At 36.1% G+C, this 19656-nt stretch carries 19 protein-coding genes; 6 read left to right on the top strand and 13 right to left on the bottom strand.

Features of this window, described 5'->3' with window-relative positions; translation table 11 throughout:
* The first annotated feature begins 7 nt into the window (after positions 1 to 7).
* Together scpA and ACFSQS_RS10320 are read left to right on the top strand one after the other, a co-directional pair.
* Positions 8 to 2185, top strand: a complete 2178-nt coding sequence (scpA, locus tag ACFSQS_RS10325; protein WP_388018076.1) for a methylmalonyl-CoA mutase — start codon at positions 8 to 10, stop codon at positions 2183 to 2185.
* A 149-nt stretch (positions 2186 to 2334) separates the two neighbouring features.
* A complete protein-coding gene (locus ACFSQS_RS10320) occupies positions 2335 to 2706 on the top strand; it encodes a DUF2200 domain-containing protein (RefSeq protein ID WP_388018073.1) in 372 nt (123 codons plus the stop codon).
* Positions 2707 to 2803: 97 nt separating this feature from the next.
* On the opposite strand, the gene ACFSQS_RS10315 is transcribed toward ACFSQS_RS10320, so the two are convergent.
* Entirely contained in the window at positions 2804 to 5071 is a 2268-nt protein-coding gene (locus ACFSQS_RS10315) for an aconitate hydratase (RefSeq protein WP_388018070.1), read from the bottom strand.
* A 293-nt stretch (positions 5072 to 5364) separates the two neighbouring features.
* Between ACFSQS_RS10315 and ACFSQS_RS10310 the strand changes: the two genes are divergently transcribed.
* A complete protein-coding gene (locus ACFSQS_RS10310) occupies positions 5365 to 7059 on the top strand; it encodes an LIC_10190 family membrane protein (protein ID WP_388018067.1) in 1695 nt (564 codons plus the stop codon).
* Between the two features lie 52 nt (positions 7060 to 7111).
* Here ACFSQS_RS10310 and ACFSQS_RS10305 read toward each other — a convergent pair whose 3' ends face one another.
* Genes ACFSQS_RS10305 through ACFSQS_RS10290 form a run of 4 tightly spaced genes read right to left on the bottom strand, consistent with a single transcriptional unit; the run spans position 7112 to position 12296 of the window.
* Positions 7112 to 8065 carry an AAA family ATPase gene (locus tag ACFSQS_RS10305; RefSeq protein ID WP_388018064.1) on the bottom strand — a complete coding sequence of 318 codons (954 nt, stop codon included), beginning with the start codon at positions 8063 to 8065 and terminating at the stop codon, positions 7112 to 7114.
* 3 nt (positions 8066 to 8068) lie between these two features.
* On the bottom strand, positions 8069 to 9502 hold the full coding sequence (locus ACFSQS_RS10300; protein WP_388018061.1) for a peptidylprolyl isomerase: 1434 nt from the start codon (positions 9500 to 9502) through the stop codon (positions 8069 to 8071).
* Positions 9486 to 10340, bottom strand: a complete 855-nt coding sequence (locus tag ACFSQS_RS10295; protein ID WP_388018058.1) for a peptidyl-prolyl cis-trans isomerase — start codon at positions 10338 to 10340, stop codon at positions 9486 to 9488. Before ACFSQS_RS10295 ends, ACFSQS_RS10300 begins: the two co-directional genes overlap by 17 nt.
* A gap of 3 nt (positions 10341 to 10343) precedes the next feature.
* Complete coding sequence (locus tag ACFSQS_RS10290) at positions 10344 to 12296, bottom strand: peptidylprolyl isomerase (protein ID WP_388018055.1); 1953 nt, start codon at positions 12294 to 12296, stop codon at positions 10344 to 10346.
* Between the two features lie 146 nt (positions 12297 to 12442).
* Between ACFSQS_RS10290 and ACFSQS_RS10285 the strand changes: the two genes are divergently transcribed.
* On the top strand, positions 12443 to 12688 hold the full coding sequence (locus ACFSQS_RS10285) for a hypothetical protein (protein WP_388018052.1): 246 nt from the start codon (positions 12443 to 12445) through the stop codon (positions 12686 to 12688).
* A 206-nt stretch (positions 12689 to 12894) separates the two neighbouring features.
* Here ACFSQS_RS10285 and ACFSQS_RS10280 read toward each other — a convergent pair whose 3' ends face one another.
* From ACFSQS_RS10280 to ACFSQS_RS10250, 7 genes are all read right to left on the bottom strand, one after another.
* The gene (locus ACFSQS_RS10280; protein ID WP_388018049.1) at positions 12895 to 13197 is read right to left on the bottom strand and encodes a monooxygenase; all 303 of its coding nucleotides are present in this window, start codon (positions 13195 to 13197) and stop codon (positions 12895 to 12897) included.
* Between the two features lie 101 nt (positions 13198 to 13298).
* On the bottom strand, positions 13299 to 14054 hold the full coding sequence (locus ACFSQS_RS10275; protein ID WP_388018046.1) for a LytR/AlgR family response regulator transcription factor: 756 nt from the start codon (positions 14052 to 14054) through the stop codon (positions 13299 to 13301).
* A gap of 298 nt (positions 14055 to 14352) precedes the next feature.
* Positions 14353 to 14682: a 2TM domain-containing protein gene (locus ACFSQS_RS10270; RefSeq protein WP_388018043.1), complete on the bottom strand. Its 330-nt coding sequence runs from the start codon at positions 14680 to 14682 to the stop codon at positions 14353 to 14355.
* Positions 14683 to 14699: 17 nt separating this feature from the next.
* Positions 14700 to 14996: a 2TM domain-containing protein gene (locus ACFSQS_RS10265; RefSeq protein ID WP_388018040.1), complete on the bottom strand. Its 297-nt coding sequence runs from the start codon at positions 14994 to 14996 to the stop codon at positions 14700 to 14702.
* 14 nt (positions 14997 to 15010) lie between these two features.
* Positions 15011 to 16351, bottom strand: a complete 1341-nt coding sequence (locus ACFSQS_RS10260) for a histidine kinase (protein WP_388018037.1) — start codon at positions 16349 to 16351, stop codon at positions 15011 to 15013.
* 23 nt (positions 16352 to 16374) lie between these two features.
* A complete protein-coding gene (locus ACFSQS_RS10255) occupies positions 16375 to 16998 on the bottom strand; it encodes a tetratricopeptide repeat protein (RefSeq protein WP_388018034.1) in 624 nt (207 codons plus the stop codon).
* Positions 16999 to 17010: 12 nt separating this feature from the next.
* Positions 17011 to 17436, bottom strand: coding sequence for a DUF2141 domain-containing protein (locus ACFSQS_RS10250; RefSeq protein WP_388018031.1), 426 nt, complete (start codon positions 17434 to 17436; stop codon positions 17011 to 17013).
* Positions 17437 to 17595: 159 nt separating this feature from the next.
* Here ACFSQS_RS10250 and ACFSQS_RS10245 point away from each other — a divergent pair, with 159 nt between their 5' ends.
* A complete protein-coding gene (locus ACFSQS_RS10245) occupies positions 17596 to 17997 on the top strand; it encodes a hypothetical protein (RefSeq protein WP_388018028.1) in 402 nt (133 codons plus the stop codon).
* 68 nt (positions 17998 to 18065) lie between these two features.
* Here the strand turns inward: ACFSQS_RS10245 and ACFSQS_RS10240 are convergent, their stop codons facing one another.
* On the bottom strand, positions 18066 to 18794 hold the full coding sequence (locus tag ACFSQS_RS10240) for an energy transducer TonB (RefSeq protein WP_388018025.1): 729 nt from the start codon (positions 18792 to 18794) through the stop codon (positions 18066 to 18068).
* 466 nt (positions 18795 to 19260) lie between these two features.
* On the opposite strand from ACFSQS_RS10240, the gene ACFSQS_RS10235 reads away from it, so the two are divergent.
* Positions 19261 to 19557, top strand: coding sequence for a DUF721 domain-containing protein (locus ACFSQS_RS10235; RefSeq protein ID WP_388018022.1), 297 nt, complete (start codon positions 19261 to 19263; stop codon positions 19555 to 19557).
* Positions 19558 to 19656 lie beyond the last annotated feature (99 nt).

The following is a 19656-nucleotide window of genomic DNA, read 5'->3' as shown; positions in this document are numbered from 1 at the left end:
TAACCAAATGCGAAAAAACATCCAAAATATCAATTTAAAGCCCGAAGCAAGAAACTGTAATTTAAAAACTTCAAAATTCTTAACTGCTGAAGGTATTCCTGTAAAATCAAATTATTCTAAAACCGATTTACAAACTATCGAGCACCTTAATTTTGTTGCCGGCATAGCACCATATCTTCGTGGACCTTACAGCACCATGTACGTACGGCGTCCTTGGACCATTCGCCAGTACGCCGGATTTTCTACCGCAGAAGAAAGTAACGCCTTTTACAGACGTAATTTAGAAGCAGGACAAAAAGGCCTATCTGTGGCTTTCGATTTGGCCACACACCGCGGTTACGATTCAGACCACCAACGCGTGGTTGGCGATGTTGGTAAAGCAGGTGTCGCCATCGATTCGGTTGAAGATATGAAAACGCTTTTCAACCAAATTCCGTTAGAAAAAATGTCGGTTTCCATGACTATGAACGGTGCTGTGTTACCTATTATGGCATTCTATATCGTAGCTGCAGAAGAACAAGGCGTTAAACCAGAGCAACTGGCCGGAACCATTCAAAATGATATTTTAAAGGAGTTTATGGTGCGCAATACCTACATTTACCCTCCAAGGCCTTCAATGAAAATTATTTCAGATATTTTTGAATTTACCAGCAAAAACATGCCCAAATTTAATAGCATTAGCATTTCGGGCTACCATATGCAAGAAGCTGGTGCCACCTGCGATATTGAACTCGCTTATACGCTGGCCAATGGTTTAGAGTATATTAGAAAAGGGTTAGATGCAGGCATGGATATAGATACCTTTGCACCCCGGCTTTCCTTTTTTTGGGCCATTGGCATGAATCATTTTATGGAAATTGCCAAATTGAGGGCAGCACGTATGTTATGGGCAAAATTGGTAAAACAATTTAATCCAAAGAATGAAAAATCGCTGGCATTACGCACCCATTGCCAAACCAGCGGTTGGAGTTTAACAGAGCAGGACCCTTTTAATAACGTTGCACGAACAACCATTGAAGCGGCGGCAGCAGCTTTTGGCGGCACGCAATCTTTACATACCAATGCGCTAGACGAAGCCATTGCCTTACCCACAGATTTTTCGGCACGCATAGCAAGAAACACGCAACTGTTTTTACAAGAAGAAACTAAAATTACCAAAACTGTCGATCCTTGGGCGGGTAGTTTTTATGTTGAAAAACTAACCCACGATATAGCTCAAAAAGCATGGGCTTTAATTGAAGAAGTTGAAGCACTTGGAGGTATGACTAAAGCCATTGAAACTGGTATCCCGAAAATAAGAATAGAACAAGCGGCAGCACGCAAACAAGCACGCATAGATTCAGGACAAGACATTATTGTTGGCGTAAATAAATATAGATTAAAAGAAGAAGCCCCTATTAACACCTTAGAAGTCGATAATCAAACGGTTCGTAATCAGCAAATAAGCAGTTTAAACAAGATTAAATCAGAAAGAAATAATAACAGTGTTAAAATGGCTTTATCGAAATTAACCGAAGCTGCCAAAGCGTGGTATAACCCAAACACTTCTAAAAAAGAAACCCCAAGTTCTGTTTTAAAAGATTCTCCATTTCATGAGAATTTATTAGCTTTAGCTGTTAAAGCTGCCCACAAAAGGGCTACTTTAGGCGAGATTAGCGATGCTCTAGAGGTTGTTTTCGGGCGCTATAAGGCACAAATTAAATCTTTTTCTGGCGTGTATAGCAAAGAAATAAAAAACGACGATAGCTTTAAAAAAGCAAAAGCACTAGCCGATGTTTTTGCCCAACAAGATGGGCGACGACCTCGAATTATGATTGCTAAAATAGGGCAAGACGGACACGATCGTGGCGCCAAAGTTGTGGCAACGGGTTATGCCGATTTAGGGTTTGATGTAGATATTGGCCCCTTATTTCAAACCCCGCAAGAAGCCGCCAAACAAGCCGTAGAAAACGATGTGCATATACTTGGGGTTTCATCGCTTGCTGCAGGACACAAAACATTGGTCCCACAAGTAATTGATGCTTTAAAAAAATATGGACGCGACGATATTATGGTTATTGTTGGTGGCGTAATACCAAAACAAGATTACCAATATTTATTTGATGCCGGTGCTGTGGCAGTATTTGGCCCAGGCACTAAAATTAGCAATGCCGCGATTAAGATTTTGGAGATTTTGATTGATTAGCTCATCTTCATTCTAAATGCAAAAAAACCATCTTCTTTTAAGATGTATTTTAATTAACTTTGATGTACCGTTGGCTATCAGGATTTATTTCAGTAAAAAAACTGGGTTTATAGACTTGAAAGCTTCAGCCCCACTAAATAAAGGCAGAAATGAAAGTTACAGACAAACACAATGAAAGAATCGCAAAAATAACGTTTGCCTCTGTTTACCCTCATTACTTGACAAAGGTATTAAAGAAAGGCAGAACAAAGGAAGAACTCCACCAAGTGATAGAATGGTTAACAGGTTTTGATGATTTGATAATTCAAGATCTTATCGATAAAAAGTCAAGCTTTGAAACATTCTTCCAAAAGGCAAAATTAAATGCGAATGCTCACCTCATTAAAGGCGTGATATGCGGTTATCGAATTGAGGACATAGATAATCCGTTAACTCAACAAGTCAGGTTTTTGGACAAGTTGGTGGATGAATTAGCCAAAGGGCGAAAAATGGATAAAATATTACGAGAAGAAATAAAATAAAACAGGCACCAAAAAAAGCAATAAAAAAAATCCAGCTAAAAAACTGGATTTTTTCTATTACGACCTGCAAGATTTCGCAACCTTGCCGATAAAAAAATTATGCATTTTGTTTCTTAATTAAATTAAGTGCCGAACCGTGATTGTACCATTCAATCTGAGCTTGGTTGTAAGTATGGTTCAATTTAATGGTATCTTTAGAACCATCGGTATGAACGGCTTCCAATGTTAATTGCTTTCCAGGAGCAAATTCGTTTAAATCTGTAAAGTTAAATGTATCATCTTCTTGAATCAAATCGTAATCGCTTTCTTTATCAAAAGTTAAGCCCAACATACCTTGTTTTTTAAGATTGGTTTCGTGTATTCGTGCAAACGATTTTACAATAACAGCAGCAACGCCAAGGTGTCTTGGTTGCATAGCTGCATGCTCGCGCGATGAGCCTTCTCCATAGTTATGATCGCCAACAACAATGGTTTTAATGCCTGCTTTTTTGTAGGCACGCTGTACATCTGGCACACCACCATAATCTCCTGTTAATTGATTTTTAACAAAGTTTGTTTTTTGGTTAAAGGCATTAACAGCACCTATTAAGGTGTTGTTTGCAATATTATCTAAATGCCCTCTAAAACGCAACCATGGTCCCGCCATAGAAATATGGTCTGTGGTACATTTGCCAAAGGCCTTTATTAATAATTTGGCCCCTGTAATGGTGTTTCCTATAGGCTTGAAAGGTGTTAATAATTGCAGGCGCTCTGAATCGTCTTTAACAGAAACTTGAACGTGGCTTCCGTCTTTTTCTGGTGCCAAATAGCCATTATCTTTTACATCGAAACCTTTTGGTGGCAATTCCCATCCTGTGGGTTCGTCGAACATCACTTCTTCACCATTTTCGTTAATCAACTTATCTTTAAGCGGATTAAAATCCAATCGTCCCGCAATAGCGATAGCTGCGGTTATCTCTGGTGAAGCAACAAAAGCGTGAGTGTTTGGATTACCATCGGCTCGCTTTGCAAAATTTCTGTTAAAAGAATGTACAATGCTGTTTTTTGGTGCATTTTTAGGGTCTGAATATCTTGCCCATTGCCCAATACATGGCCCACAGGCATTGGTGAATATTTTGGCGTCCAGCTTTTCGAAAACCTCAAGAATACCATCACGTTCTGCGGTGTAACGTACTTGCTCAGAACCTGGGTTGATTCCTAATTCAGATTTCATTTTCAAACCTTTATCCAAAGCTTGTTGTGCTATGGATGAGGCCCGCGATAAATCTTCATAAGAGGAGTTTGTACAAGACCCTATTAATCCCCATTCAACAGTAATTGGCCAATCGTTAGCCTTAGCTTTTTCGGTCATTTCACTACCAACAGTAGTTGACAAATCTGGAGTAAAGGGCCCGTTTAATAATGGGCCTAATTCAGAAAGGTTAATGTCTATAACCTGATCGAAATATTGTTCTGGGTTATCGTAAACCTCAGCATCGGCTGTTAAATGCTCTTTTACTGCGTTAGCAGCATCGGCAACATCGGCTCTATCGGTGGCGCGTAAATAACGCTCCATAGATTCATCGTAACCAAATGTTGATGTGGTTGCTCCTATTTCTGCTCCCATGTTACAAATGGTGCCTTTTCCAGTACAGGACATAGCAGTCGCTCCAGGCCCAAAATATTCAACAATAGCACCTGTTCCTCCTTTTACGGTAAGAATTTCGGCAACTTTTAAGATCACGTCTTTTGGTGCCGTCCATCCAGAAAGTTTTCCGGTTAATCTCACACCAATTAGTTTTGGAAATTTAAGTTCCCAAGCCATTCCCGCCATAACATCTACAGCATCTGCACCACCAACACCTATGGCCACCATACCTAATCCGCCTGCATTTACAGTGTGCGAATCGGTACCTATCATCATGCCTCCGGGAAAGGCATAGTTTTCTAAAACCACTTGATGAATAATGCCTGCACCAGGTTTCCAAAACCCGATACCGTATTTATTCGAAACAGATTCCAAGAAATTGAAAACTTCACTACTAACATCGTTGGCGTGTTTTAAATCGGTTACGGCACCGTCTTTTGCTTGGATTAAATGATCGCAATGTACTGTTGTAGGTACAGCTACTTTAGCTTTTCCTGCTTGCATAAACTGTAAAAGCGCCATTTGTGCTGTTGCATCTTGACATGCGATTCTATCTGGTGCAAAATCCACATAATCCTTACCCCTTGCAAAGGCTTTGGTAGGGTTGCCGTCCCATAAATGAGAGTACAATATCTTTTCGGATAAGGTTAAGGGTTTACCCACAATCTCGCGTGCTTTGTTTACACGTTCTGCCATTTTGGTGTAAACATCTTTTATCATATCAATATCGAATGCCATATTTTTTATGTTTTTAATTGTTCGGTTTTTTGAAAGTCTTGCAAAAATACAAATAATAGCAGGCTTTAAAAAATTCTAATCAAATCTATTATATTTTTGAATAATTCTTAACAACAACAATTAATTTACCATAAAATATAATGATTCGGTAAAAATTACACTTCAAAATTTTCAAATCAACAATAAATTATAGTTTTGATTTACATTACATATTATTGAAAAAAACTATTTTGGAATAACAACTGGTTATTTATCTACTTAATAATATTAAGTTTGTAACAAACAACTAGGGCATGCTACTTATTTTTTTAAGTTGGATTTACATCTTCTTTACAGCTAAAAACTTTGGAATCCTTTTTACAAAAATATTTAACATAAAGACTTGCAACTGTTTTGTTGTTATAGCTTTAGGGCTTTTATTTTATACGATAACTACAAGCTTTTTTGCTTTTTTTATTAGAATAAACATTGAATATTACCTACTTGTTTTATGTTTAAATCTGTTGCTTGCATACCGGTTTAAAAACATTATTATAGACTATTTGAGTTCTACATTTAAAACTTTTAAAAGCTTAAATATTCAACACAAAATTCTTTATTTATTTCTGTTTACTATTCTATTAGCACAAAGTAGCACCAAACCCTATTTAATTGATAATGAAACTTATTACATTCAAACCATAAAATGGATTAATGAATTTGGCTACGTAAAAGGATTAGCGAATGTACATATGTTTTTAGGACAAAATTCGTCGTGGCACACATTGCAAGCAGGGTTTAATTTTCCGTTTTTTTCAAATTTTCATAATGATATAAATGGTTTTTTGTTTGTTGTGTTTAGCATTTTCGCCGTTGAGAAATTGAGTAATAATAGTGAAAACATCCAAGATTTTAGTTTGGGATTGATACTCCTATTTTCGCTTTTCTTAATGCAATTTGTTAATGCGCCTTCGCCAGATTTAATTATCTTTTTAATAACGCCTTATATATTCTATCTGTTTATTGTAAATTATAAAAACATCAGTAAAAACGACTTTAAAATCTTTTTAAGCTTGGTGCTTTTCTTATGTTTTGTTAAAGTAACCATGGTGGTTTTATCAACATTAATATTAATACTTTTCTTAAATAATTATAACACTTTAAAAAGCCAATTGTGGCAATATTTATTTTTTAGCATTACTGTTTTAGTGCTATTTATCTCTAAAAACGCAATTGTTTCAGGGTATTTACTTTACCCCATTACACAAATCGATTTAGTTGACTTTGATTGGAAAGTACCCAAAGAACTTTTAAATTTTTATAAACTGGGCACCTATTTAGAAGGCATGAGCAATATGGATGTGTCGCAATTAGGTTTTTTAGAAAAAGTAAAAGTATGGCTAACCCTACCTAAATTAGATGGTTTATTCAACAAAGCATTTATACTTCTGTTAATTGTTTTTCCGTGGGCTGTTTACAAGAACAAAGACAAATCCAGTTTATTTATAATCTTTATTTTGGCCATTATCCAACTTGTATTATTATGGTTTACATCGCCACAGTACCGATTCTTTTTTGTGTTTGTTTCTTTTTTGGGCATTCAGGTATTTTTAAGGTTTTCAGCAATCAGAAAAGCTGGGCTTTACTTAGTTTACCTATCGGTAATTTTAAGTGCTATTCCTGTTTTTATAACCATTGATTTGAATGCGTTTACCAACAATAATTTTGCTATGGAATTAAATACGTTCAAACTTAAAAACATTATTATCCCAGAAGCAAACACTAAAACCGAAACTAAATATACCATGCATAATATTGATGGTTTTGAGTTTTATTCACCAAATGAAGATGTGTTTTTTTGGGCTACAGGAGATGGCAATTTGCCTTGTGTGAATAAAAAACAAATAGACTACATAAGATACTATTATAATTACGTGCCGCAAATGCGAACAGATAATTTAAAAGATGGTTTTAAATCTATTGCTATTGAAAAAACAATAAAAAACTAGATTTCGAGTGCAGTTCGATTACGCCGGTCGCTCAATTTATAATAAAAATAAACTAAAAAAGACTTTTAATAACTTGTTCTTCTGAAACACCTTCGGCTTCAGCCTTGTAGTTTTTAATAATGCGATGTCTTAAAATACTATGGGCCACGGCCTGAACATCCTCAATATCCGGAGAAAATTTACCGTGAATGGCAGCGTGGGTTTTAGCTGCCAAAATTAAGTTTTGTGATGCTCTCGGGCCTGCGCCCCAATCGATGTAATTTTTAACCAAATCGTTTGCCGCATCGGTATTTGGTCTCGTTTTTCCAACCATGGCTACGGCGTACTCAATAACGTTATCGGCAACGGGCATACGACGAATAAGCTGCTGAAAATCGATAATCTCTTGAGCAGAAAACAAGGCATTTACCTGTACTTGCTTATCCGTTGTGGTAGCTTTTACAACCTGTACTTCTTCTTTAAAGGAAGGATAGCCTAAATTTATGGCAAACATAAAACGGTCCAATTGGGCTTCGGGTAACGGGTAGGTACCTTCTTGCTCAATGGGGTTTTGTGTAGCCAATACAAAGTACGGCAAACTTAATTTATAATGATGCCCCGCAACGGTAACAGCACGTTCTTGCATGGCTTCTAATAAAGCGGCTTGGGTTTTTGGTGGTGTACGGTTAATCTCGTCGGCTAAAATTATATTGGCAAAAATAGGGCCTTTAATGAATTTAAAATGACGGTCTTCGTCTAAAATCTCACTACCTAAAATATCACTGGGCATTAAATCCGGTGTGAATTGAATGCGTTTAAAATCCAGCCCCAAAGCCTGTGCTATGGTATTTACCATTAAGGTTTTTGCTAGACCAGGAACCCCGATAAGCAAAGAGTGACCACCAGAAAATATTGAAATTAAAATTTGATTTACAACCTGGTCTTGCCCAACAATGACTTTGGCTATTTCGGTTTTTAAATCTTTATATCGTTTTACAAATTGGTTAACGGCAGCTACATCCGACATATTTTATTGTTTTAACCAGTTACTAGAAAAATTGCACTCTCTGTGTTTTCCGCTAATTTTAATATAAGTATCTAATATTTTTTCTTTTTGCCATTTTTCTATAGCGATAACTCGTTTTTCGTTTAAGGCTTGCTCTTTTATTTTTAGATAATCGCGTGCGTAATCTGCTTCGTGCTCATCTATTCTATCTGTAACTGTTAAAATTTTAAACTTTACTTTTCCTCTTCTATCTTCTTCTCTAAGCACCAAACTTACCTCGTTATCTTTTAGGTTTTGAATTTGGGCGTACAACTCGGGATCCATTCTAGTTAACTCAAAATTGTAGTCTTGAGTTTGCGGATTAATTAATTGTCCGCCATCAAATTTTGTTTCTTTTTCGTCACTCGATTCCCGTGCGGCCTCGGCAAAAGTAATATCGCCGGCTACAATTTTTTCCCTTACTTTTTCAAGGCGTTCTTTGGCTTCTTTAATAGCATCGTTAGAGACTTTAGGAATCAAAAGAACATGGCTCACATCGTATTGCTGCCCTCTTATTTTTTCGAGTTTAATAATATGAAACCCAAATTCTGTTTCAAAAGGATCTGAAACCTCTCCTTCTTGCAATGCGAAGGCAACATCTCTAAATTCTTTAACCATTCTAGGTTTTTTTCTATCTAAAGTATAGATATAACCAGACTCTTTCATTCCTGGGTCTTGACCATATAACACAACTTTAGATCTGAAACTGGCGCCATTTTCTACAACATCGGCTTTAAACCCTTTTAGGCGATCAATTATTTTTTGCTTTTCATCTTCAGACACTTTGGGTTCTGCTACAATTTGCGCCACTTTTAATTCGGTACCGAAAATGGGTCTTTCGTCTTTTGGAATGTTGTTGAAAAAAATTCGAACCTCATCGGGGGTAATATCAACATCTTCAACAATTTTAGCTTGCATTCTTGAAGCTAATTGATTGTTTTTTATAATCTCGAATATTTCATCTCTATAGCTTTTTTCGTCTTCTTTTCTGTGAATTTCCAGAAGCTTTTCCATAGAGCCTCCCGTTTGTTGCAAAAACTGCTGTATGGTATAATCTACCTGTTGGCGAATTTCGGCATCGGACACCTGAACACTGTCTTGAACGGCGTGGTGCGCATACAATTTATTCTCTAAAAGCTTGCCAAATAACTCGCAGGGTTTTATAGCTTTAATATCTACACCTTGGGCTTCTAATTGTTTGTATTCTTTATCCAAATCAGATTCTAAAACAATATAATCGCCCACAACGGCTGCAACACCATCTACTTTTTGTGCTTTAAAATTGTTCTTTACAGTATCTGTTTTTTTTGCTGTTTCTTTAACTTCGTCTTCAATAATCTCTTGCGCAGACACAACATTTACAGCGAGTAAGGTTATGCTTAAAATAAATATATGCTTCAAATTAATTGTAAATTTCAAATTGTTTGTTTTTAATAGCATCTTTTGTTATGTCTTTTTTTAATTCTCTAATAAGTTCCAACTTCCTTTTATTGATAACGATTTGCTTTATGGTGGGCTTTACATATTCCAAAGGTGCAGTATCGTTACGCAGCAAAACGTCGTTAATTTGCATCAAATATACTCCTAATGAATCTTTGAGTTGTAAAAAATTAGATTTTTTTAACAGTTCGTTTTTATTTTCGGGGTTAATTACAGCTATTTTACCCATAACCTGACTAACCCTAACCCAAATGGAATCGTTTAACGAAAACGATTTAAATTGAATGGACATAGAATCCAGTGCTTTTTTATCGTCTGGTTCGAAGCGTTTAAACTGCTCTTTAATGGTCTTGTAGTTAATCATGTTTTCATCTACATGCACATAGCGCAACTTTATCAGTTCTTCATTTAACTTAAAGGCTTCTTTGTTTTTTTCGTAATAACTCTGGGCCGCTTCTTTTGTAAGCGAGGTATCTAGGTTTTGCTTTACCAGCCCCTCTATGTAGGCCTTGGTAAATAAATCGGCTTTGTACTGCTCTACCAGCCTGTTAAAGGTTTCTTGTTCTTCTTCCCTTAAATTAAGCATGGCACCATCAATAAACAGTTGTTGGGTTGCCCAACGGTTAATAAAATTATTAACCAACAAAATGCTGTCTTCTTGGGTAGTGGCATTGGTAGTTAAATCTTTAATATCATCGTAATATAAATAGCTTTGGTTAACCCTTGCAACGGGCACGCCATTTTCTGTGGTTTTAAAAAAATTACAGGATGTAACCAATAGGCTTACCGCAATAATTATTAGGGTTTTTAATTTCAACTGTTAATTTTTAATTTGATTTTTAACTTTATTTAGCGCATTTTCATTAATTACTACGCTATACTTTTCTTTTAGCTGATTAACCCAGTTTTTTTCTTTAAAGGCTTGGTAATCGCTTAGCACCAAGCCTTTGGCTTCATCGAGGGTTTTTAGTTGTTTTGGGAAAACGGCGTTTACTTTAGCGACTATAAATGCTTTGTTGTGCTTGTAAATTTTTGAAATGCCCTTGGCAAACTGAAAATTATCGGGTAGCGCTTGATGGTTGGCATCCATTGTACCCGATGTAAAAACTACGTGCACTTTGCCATTATTGTTCACTAATTTTTTTATAACGTTTAAATCCATGTTTTCGTCTAGTAATTTGGCTACTTTTTTTAACACCCTTTGTTTGGCAGACGATGCCACTACAGCATCAATACGTTTTGGCAACATATACTTTTCTTTATTGGTGTTGTAGTAATCTTGAACCCCTAAAGAATCTGTTTTTGCGGTATTCCAAATGGTACTTTCCATTAAATCAAACAATAACAAGCCATCTCTATACTCGTTAACTATATGGGCAAATTCTTGGTTTTCTTCTTCTAAATGATTTTCTTGATATTGAATTAATCGTGTATTTAAAAAGGTATCGTATTTTTCTGAAACGATGGTTTTTAATGTAGATTTCGGATTAGCACCACGTTGTGTTTTTTCTAAATAATCACCAAAATCTTTAAATGTAAATGATGTGTTTCCTATTTTAATTAAAGACGAATCGCCTTTAAAGTTTGATGGTAGCTTCCAAGTGTTTTTAAAATAATCATTATTTAAAATCGACTCAAAATAGGCTAGTGCCGGTTGTTGGTCATCAATATTGTACTTCGTTTTTAGCTTATGGTGCAGGGCCGCATCGATTATTTTAGAGCGCGAATCTCGCTTTACCTTGGCTTCCAACTCCGATTTTATAACTTCAAATGGTGGGGTTAATTTTTTTGCGTGCAATTTAACAATGTGCCAACCGTATTTGGTTTTAAAGGGTTGAGACACATCGCCAACTTCTTTCAAATTAAAAGCGACGTCTTCAAATTCTGGCGAACTTAATTTACCACTGGAGAAAGCAGCCAATAAACCGCCTTTTGCTGCCGAATTTTTATCTTCTGAAAACTGTTTTGCCAAGGCTTCAAAATCTTCACCTTGATTTAACTTTTTGTAAATATCCTGTATTCTAGTTTCTGGGTTTTCGTTTAAAGTATCATTTTGCTTAATGCCTATCATAATATGTGCTACGGTGCGCTCGCCTCTAGATTTTCGCTTATCTAAAACGGTAACGATATGATAACCAAAACGGGTACGAAACGGTTGCGAAATTTCGCCAACTTTTGTATTGTAAGCAGCGTTTTCAAATTTATAAACCATTCTAAATCCAGAAAAATAACCTAAGGCTTCGCCAAAAACAGATGTTCCGTTGTGCACTTCTTTCCTAACCTTTTCAAAGCCTTCGTTTAAAGCTCTATCTCGTAATTTGCTAATCTTATTAAACGCCACCAAAGTATCTTGCGGGTTTGCGTTTTCTGGTATTTTTATTAAAATATGGTTGGCATTTACTTCGTAAGATATTCTATTGTAAGCCTCTTTAACCAAAGCATCGGTTACTTTATTATCGTAAATAAAATTTTTTGCGAGTTGTTTTTTATATGTGTTTAGCTCTCTTAAATACGATGGTTTTTTATCCAGCCCCAAAGTTTTGGCTTCTTTTAACTTTAATTTGTAAGCCGTAAAAAGCGATAAATATTCATCGATATCTTTTTGAGATTCGTCTTGAACCAAATCGAGGTTTTTATTATACACCCTTATAAATTCCGAGACATAAACCGGGTCGTTATCTACTGTAAAAAGCACCTCGTTAGTATCAGATTGCGCATTAATGTGCAACACCGTTGCTGTAAATAGTAGTGTAAAAAAATGTTTAAATTTCATGGATAAAAAATTTTTCGGACGGTTACAAAAATACTAATATAAAGCTATAATACAAGCTGCTTTAACAAACGTTTAAAAAGTAAAAATATTACTCCATTTATACTAAATATGGTTACTTTTAAACCTGTTTTTAATTAGAATAAACAATGCGCAAACTAAAACTTATTTGGGATTTTCGGGGTGCCGATGCTCTAAAAATTGCCGAACATCACGAAATACATTTAAAAGACTATATTAAATTGGAAAAGCTAGAGCCAAACATTACTGGTTTCAGGGCTATCTCAGGTTTTCACGCCATTGCTTTTATGGTTGTAACCGAAGCTAACATGAAACCTGTTAGAGATGCTTTAAAACCGCATCGCGGACAAGTTTACACAGAGCAACATGGCTAAAAATACGATGATGTTGGAATAGATTATAATGTGACGAGAAAAACAAACGATTATCTTGTTGAGCGATCAAGGCCGTGGAAGTATTAAACAAAAAACAGAAGCTTTAGGCTTAACCGAAAATTGAATTGATGCTGTAAAATATTGAATAGTATAAAAATATTGAAATAAACTATCCCCGAGGCAAAGCCTCGAGGTTTTATTTTAGGTTAAAAAGGAGCTTTACAAATTTTTGAGAGTTCTTGGTTTATTTCAAAAACTTTACCTCTAATATTGGAGTATCCAAATTTGGCCAGTCTTTCTGAGTGCATTTTAAGATATTTCTCGGCGTTTTCGCGAGAATCGAACATATAAACGCCTCCTGCCATTTCTTCTGTTTTGTTTTCTGTCCAGAATTTCCAGATAAAACCGGGTTCTGTGGTAATGCTGTTTGCAAGCTCTTCCATTTGAACCGCCATTTCTTTTCCCCAAATGCCTTTGTGCGGAAAATCTACATGCATAATTACTGCCATAATATTTCGTTTTTTTAAAATGAAATGCAAAGTTAAATATAAAATGATTGTTTTTAAAACTTATGCCAGCTTTAGTGGCATTGTTTAAAACACTTTAAAACTTACTCCAACCAAGCTTTAAAATCTTTAACGCGCTCGCGTGCCACAATTACATCTTGTTGGTTGTAATGGTTTAGTTTTATTTGCAAGCGTGAGTTGGTATAGCTTACCATATCTTTTATGGCATTAATGTTTACAAAGAATTTTCGGTTTATACGATAAAAGGTTTGTGGTTCCAACTCGTTTTCCAGTTCTTCCAAGGTGCTATCCAACAGGTAGTTACGCCCTTCGTTGGTGTATAAATACGTGCCTTTGTTTTCGCTGTAAAAACACTCTATATCGTCTATATTGACAAGCTTTAAATGCTGCCCCACTTTTACCGAAAAACGCTTTTTGTATGCTCTGTCGATGGGGTTTACAAGGAGTTTTTTAATATCGTTAAAATCGAGGGTTACGGCTTTTTGTTGGGGTGTGCGCTCTTGGTATTTTTTTACGGCCGAGGCCAAATCATCTTCGTCTATGGGTTTTAACAAGTAGTCGATGCTGTTTAATTTAAAGGCTTGCAGCGCATACTCATCGTAAGCTGTGGTGAAAATAACGGCGCTTTTAATGTTGATGGCTTCAAATATTTCGAAGGATAAACCATCGCTTAATTGGATGTCTAAAAATATTAAATCTGGATGTGGGTTGCTTTGAAACCAGTTGATGGATTCTTGGACGGAATGCAGCATGGTTTCGGTTTCTAAATTTAATTTTTGAAGCATGCGCTGTAAACGTCGTGCTGAGGGCTTTTCGTCTTCTATGATTATTAGGTTCATTGATAAGTTATTTTTTTTCATTTCCTCGAAGGAGGAAATCTTTTTTATTTTGCCTTGAATTTGCTGTTTTTTATGTACTGGCTTTTTTAAATATTTTTTGGTTGCGACCGATTACTGCCAACTGCTGACTTGCCCCGCGTTAGGGATTGATACGGCATCCTTTTTTGTGCTTAACTATAGGTTTGTGTTAAAACGTATTTATAATGTGGGAAACAAACCTTAGGAGTTACTGTAACAAGTTAAGCACAAAAAAGATATAGTGGAAAGCCCGACCCCTTTTTTTGGGGTAACGCCCTAATTATTTCCATTGTTTTTTATCTTTATCCATATATTCCCTGATTTTCCGATTTTCCCAAGATTTACTAAAAACCAGGTTTTTGCCAAAAACCCCTAAGGCATGAAAGCCCAGGCCTATGCCCCAAAAAATGGCTGTTGAAAAGGTGCCAAAGTGCCACAGATGGCCATTATTGGATACGATTATGGTTATAATGAAAATGTTAACCACAACATACCAGAATGCGTGCCAATAGAAACCTTTTAGTTCTTTAACGCGTTTTTTTGCTCGAACATAGGCTTGTTCTTTTTGGTAGTTTTTGTTTTGGTAGGGTTCTAATTTATTTGTTTGCATGGTGTTTTGTATTAATTTCAACGGTTTTCTTCTTTGCGCATCAATTCTTCAATTTTGCGGGCTTCCCATTGGCTTCCAAAAAAACCTTTTTTAACAAAAACCGACAATGCATGAACTGCCACGGCAATGCCCCAACCTATTACCGAAAACCAAAACCATTTATAGTCCCAGTAGGTTTTGTAGTTAATAAAAATGGTAAACGGCGTAAACAAACAATATGCGAAAAGATGCTGGTAAAAGCCTTTAATGGCTTCAACACGTTTGCGGGCTCTTAGGGCTTTTTTATTGGTTTCTGAATCTGCTATTCTTTTCATGGAGGTTTGTTTTTTTAGTCCCAATTGTTTTTTTCGTTTTTCATAAACTCTTCCATTTTACGTTTTTCCCATTTCCTGCCAAAGGCGCCATCGTTAACAAAAACCTTAAAGGCTTGTATGGCTATACCTATGCCCCAACCAAACATAGGGAACCAAAACCATTGGAATCCCCATGAGGTTTTATAGTTTATAAATATTAAAAACGGGATGACCAAACAGTACGATATTAGGCTGTAGTAAAAGCCTTTAAGTTCGTCAACATGGTCCAGGGCACGCATGTAACTGTCGTTTAGTGCGGGTTGTGTTTCTTGGGTTCTCATAATAGAAGTTTGTTTAGTAAGCATTGGTATGGCTACTGCAAAACGGTTTGCTTGTTTGTTAATGTTTATTTTTCGGTTGGTTAATAAATCGTAGCGTTGCATAATATTGCCCAAGCCCACACCACTGCTTTTTTTTAAGATTTGTTTGGGCTGTAAATTGTTTTCGACCACCAGATTGCCTTGGTCTTCGTAAATTTTAATATGCAAGGGTTTGGTAGATGTTACCATATTGTGCTTTACGGCGTTTTCCAATAGTAGTTGCAACGCTAGTGGCACTACTTTGCTTTCTGGGTTTTTTGCTTTTTCGGGCATAGTGAATACGATACTGTCTTCAAACCGCATTTTAAGCAGCGACATATAGGTTTTTGCGAATTGCAATTCTTCATCTACTGTTACCAATTCTTTGTTTTTCTGTTCTAAAACATAGCGATATACTTTGGATAGTGCTGTGGTGAACTTTTGTGCGCTATCTGGATTTTCTTCAATTAAACTGGTTAATACATTTAAGCTATTGAATAGAAAATGCGGATCCAACTGATTTTTTAAGGCATCGAACTTGGCACTTGCCGTACCTGCAATTACCTTTTGTTCTTTTATTTTGTTTTGCTGATACTTATTATAAAAATAAACAACATGAAAAATGATAACGATGGTTAAAGTTACCCATAAACCAAATTGGTAGTAATGAAGCTTTTCGTTGGCCAAAAAGTGCCCGAATGTTCTGCCCGAATAAAAAACCGCTGTAGAAGCCCTTAAAAGAAACAAGCCTATAAGCGTAATAATAGTAGAACCTAAAACACTAATTACTATGCGTTTTATGGTGTCTTCTCGTTTCCAGTGGCGCCTTCCTATAAGGTCGAAAAAATACATATTGGAGTAGCCCAAAACAAAAGCGTACAATTGGTAAAATGCAAAATTTATTAAAAAATCGTTTAGGCTTTCAAAATCGAATCCGTTAAAAATAAAGTTGGCCAATACAAATACAGCACACCCAATAACGAAAGTAATAATGATATTTTTAACAGATTTTGCCATGGTGTGTTTTTAGTGTTCCAAATTTACTCTTTACAAGATTTAAGCACTTGTTCTGCGCGCGATTTGCCCCAATTTGGGTGAAACGGTGTTTCTGGCTTAAAGTTAGCAAAAAGTTGAATAGAACGTTCTATATCTTTACAAAATGGCGTGGTATCTTGCCCAAAATAACGTGCGCCCCCCATGTCCCATTCTGCTTTGCTAAACACCACACGTGGGTTTTTTGGTGCTATTTGCGCTGCTTTTGTGTATAATTCTACTACTTTTCCCGAAAGCGTCATGCCGTAAGTTGCGCCATCGTAAGCTACCCAAGCGGTGTGCAATAAGGCCTGAAGCACTAGTATTTCAGCATTATCCTTCGATATAGCAGTGGCATCGTTAATTAAGTTTTGTGCTTTTTTTAGTTGTGCCGAAAGTTTTTCTTCGTCTTTTTCGCCAAAACTCTTTACAATATTTATTTGAGCTGCATAATACAAGGGCAACCAATTGTCTGGTTCTGCTTTTGCAATGCGTTCAAATAAATTTGCGGCTTCGGTGGGTTGGTTGTTTCCCCAAAGCTGAAATGCTTTTTGCATCCCTTTTTCGTAATTGGTTTGAGCAGGCATTAATGCAGAAACCATAAGAGCTGCGATAATAATTAGATGTTTCATAATTTTGGTTTTTTAAAGTTTAATGTGTTGAGTGATTGATTCGTTATGAATTTTAAATTTAGCGTCTTCCCATTTTGGTGGCCCCATAAAGCCTTTAGCGTTGTTCGAGCAAGCGTAATCTTCTTTGGGAATGCCAAATAAATTGGTGTCCATTTTATTGTTTTCGTTTTCATCATGAAACAAAGAAATGGCATAGGTGCCGTTAGGGATAGCTTTAAATACTACTTTACAACTGTTGTTTTTTATTGTGGTTTTGATGGATTTATATCCTTTGTTTAGAAAGCTTACTTCAGAATTGTAAATGGCTACAAATACATTTCCTTTGTTGCTCTTTAGGTTTGAGATGTTTACAACAACTTCATTATTGTTGTCGTTTTGAGAAAACCCGATAGCGGTATTTAATAGCAGTAAACAGATTATTGTGGCGAGATGTTTCATGTATTTAAGGTATTTGAATTTATTGATGGAACAAATATCAAGCATAAACCCAACCTTTAAAAAAGCAACTTACCGAATTGTTATTTTTTACAGATGAAATGTTAAACTATAGGTGTTGACTAAGAATAATTATTACATTTAAGAAAATAAAAAGCTACTATGAAAAAACCAATTTTTATAACGATTTTGCTGAGCTTTTACTTTGCAACAAGCCAGCCATCTAGCTCTGTTTCTATAATAGATTTTGTACAGGTTTTAAACAAAAACAAAGCCGAAGCACTTTTTTACTACCAAAACAATTGGCTACAGTTACGCATTAAAGCCCTAGAGAAAGGCTACATTGCTTCTTACCAATTGTTGGAAACCCAACCCACAGCCAAAACACCCTATACTTTTATGCTTATTACAACCTATAAAAACAATGCGCAATATAAGGCCAGCGAAACACATTTTAATGGTTTGATTGCAGCCAGCGATGGCCTAAAACTTTTAAACGAGAAAAAACCAAACACATTCAGAAAAGTAATATTAAACCACGATGCCGTAAAACATTGGCATTAAAAAAGGCAACCTAAAACTTAGGCCACCTTTTACTGTGCTTATTTTAAAACCACCAAACCAGCCCAATCTTACCCCTCTTGGAGCTTAAAAAATATAGGGACGGCATAACTTACTTTTACAGATTTACCACGCTGCTTCCCTGGCGTCATTTTTGGTAAAGCGCCAATAATACGTTCGGCTTCTTTCTCTAAAATTCTATCTGGGCCTCTTGACCTTACATTGGTTGTATTACCTTTAGAATCTATAACAAACACTACAGATACACGCCCTTGAATACCCATTTCCAGAGCGGTTTGCGGGTATTTAAAATTCTTTTTAACATGCTCTTGTACTTTTTTTTGAAAACAATCCTTCATTTTATTTTGTGGCAAACCTTCGCAACCGGGAAAAACCGGAACGTACTCAATGGCAGCAAAAGGCACCTCAACATCTTCTTCTACCTCTTCAACATCTACATCGCTTACTTCCACAATGCGCTCCTCTACCGCATCAGACTGGTTGGCCTCTGTACTTTCAATTATGGTCTCTTCTACTTCTTCAACATCTTCAACAATGGTAATGGCTTCTTGCACCACAGGGGGGGGCGGTGGCGGTGGCGGTGTATTAATGTTTAAAACAGGAATTTCTTCCTCTAACTCTTCGTCTATTTGCAGTACATCAATGGCAGAAAGGTCTTTATCGTAAGTTTTGTACTCTAGCGCTTGCCAAGACAAAAAAAGCATTACATTTAAACCTATAGCAAAGTACAGGCTGCTGTTGCGTCCTATCTCTAGTTCTGGGTTTTTTTTGGCTTTCATAACTCATGCATTTTATAACATTAAAAGTAATTTATAAGTCAATTATATACTATGATATTTATCATATTTGAGTGGTTTTTGAATGTGGATCTTGGGATTTGATTTTGTGCGAAAAAAATTGATATATTTGTTTAGTGTTGAATATAAATCATTAAAACGGATAGATATTCTAAAAAACATTAAACGTACCTTTACGAAAACAAAATAATTTTAAAATTTAAGGCAGCAAATAATTGCGTTAGGGGTTAGCCCGAAGTTTCGGGCACATCCTTTTTAAACTTGATCCAGCAATAACATTGAGCTAACTCAAGTTTAGCAGATTGCCTGCTGCTTCGTACTCCCATGGCGCAAAAAAATATAACCCAAAGCCCGAGCTGTTACCCTGGCCCACTTGTGTTTAACAGAGTAGAAGTAAGCCTAAGGGCAAAGGTAACGCCCAAAATAATATAAAAAATACGACAGTTTTATGGCAAAACGCAACAACGAACATATTAGCATACAAGAAGCCTTAAAGGAATTTGTAGAGACCAACAGACTGGAAAAAGGCCTTAACAAGGTAAATGTAGCCGATGCCTGGGCTAAACTTATGGGCAATGGCGTAAACCAATACACGAACGCCATTAATTTAGAACGCGATACGCTTTACGTGCAATTAAGCTCTAGCGTTCTTCGTGAAGAGCTAAGTTACGGCAAGCAAAAAATAATGGACATGCTTAATGAAGAATTGGGCAAAACCATTGTTAAAAAGATTGTTCTTAGGTAAGCTAATTAACTACCCACCAAACACTTAACATGCAATTAATTGAATTTCAATAAAATAAATTTAAAATAATCTGAAAAACTAGATTTTTTTACATTATCT

Source organism: Gelatiniphilus marinus, assembly GCF_042684345.1.
Taxonomy (GTDB): Bacteria; Bacteroidota; Bacteroidia; order Flavobacteriales; family Flavobacteriaceae; genus Gelatiniphilus; species Gelatiniphilus marinus.
Note: the sequence above shows the minus strand (reverse complement) of the source record. Positions and strands in the feature narration are given on the sequence as shown.

Excerpts from the sequence above, each read along its gene's own strand:
- ACFSQS_RS10245 (WP_388018028.1), top strand. The coding sequence starts at position 17,596 with ATGAAAAAACCAATTTTTATAACGATTTTGCTGAGCTTTTACTTTGCA.
- ACFSQS_RS10240 (WP_388018025.1), bottom strand. The coding sequence starts at position 18,794 with ATGAAAGCCAAAAAAAACCCAGAACTAGAGATAGGACGCAACAGCAGC.
- ACFSQS_RS10315 (WP_388018070.1), bottom strand. The coding sequence starts at position 5,071 with ATGGCATTCGATATTGATATGATAAAAGATGTTTACACCAAAATGGCA.
- ACFSQS_RS10270 (WP_388018043.1), bottom strand. The coding sequence starts at position 14,682 with ATGCAAACAAATAAATTAGAACCCTACCAAAACAAAAACTACCAAAAA.
- ACFSQS_RS10280 (WP_388018049.1), bottom strand. The coding sequence starts at position 13,197 with ATGGCAGTAATTATGCATGTAGATTTTCCGCACAAAGGCATTTGGGGA.
- ACFSQS_RS10235 (WP_388018022.1), top strand. The coding sequence starts at position 19,261 with ATGGCAAAACGCAACAACGAACATATTAGCATACAAGAAGCCTTAAAG.
- ACFSQS_RS10265 (WP_388018040.1), bottom strand. The coding sequence starts at position 14,996 with ATGAAAAGAATAGCAGATTCAGAAACCAATAAAAAAGCCCTAAGAGCC.
- ACFSQS_RS10250 (WP_388018031.1), bottom strand. The coding sequence starts at position 17,436 with ATGAAACATCTCGCCACAATAATCTGTTTACTGCTATTAAATACCGCT.
- ACFSQS_RS10275 (WP_388018046.1), bottom strand. The coding sequence starts at position 14,054 with ATGAACCTAATAATCATAGAAGACGAAAAGCCCTCAGCACGACGTTTA.
- ACFSQS_RS10305 (WP_388018064.1), bottom strand. The coding sequence starts at position 8,065 with ATGTCGGATGTAGCTGCCGTTAACCAATTTGTAAAACGATATAAAGAT.
- ACFSQS_RS10255 (WP_388018034.1), bottom strand. The coding sequence starts at position 16,998 with ATGAAACATCTAATTATTATCGCAGCTCTTATGGTTTCTGCATTAATG.
- ACFSQS_RS10260 (WP_388018037.1), bottom strand. The coding sequence starts at position 16,351 with ATGGCAAAATCTGTTAAAAATATCATTATTACTTTCGTTATTGGGTGT.
- ACFSQS_RS10285 (WP_388018052.1), top strand. The coding sequence starts at position 12,443 with ATGCGCAAACTAAAACTTATTTGGGATTTTCGGGGTGCCGATGCTCTA.
- ACFSQS_RS10320 (WP_388018073.1), top strand. The coding sequence starts at position 2,335 with ATGAAAGTTACAGACAAACACAATGAAAGAATCGCAAAAATAACGTTT.
- scpA (WP_388018076.1), top strand. The coding sequence starts at position 8 with ATGCGAAAAAACATCCAAAATATCAATTTAAAGCCCGAAGCAAGAAAC.
- ACFSQS_RS10310 (WP_388018067.1), top strand. The coding sequence starts at position 5,365 with ATGCTACTTATTTTTTTAAGTTGGATTTACATCTTCTTTACAGCTAAA.
- ACFSQS_RS10290 (WP_388018055.1), bottom strand. The coding sequence starts at position 12,296 with ATGAAATTTAAACATTTTTTTACACTACTATTTACAGCAACGGTGTTG.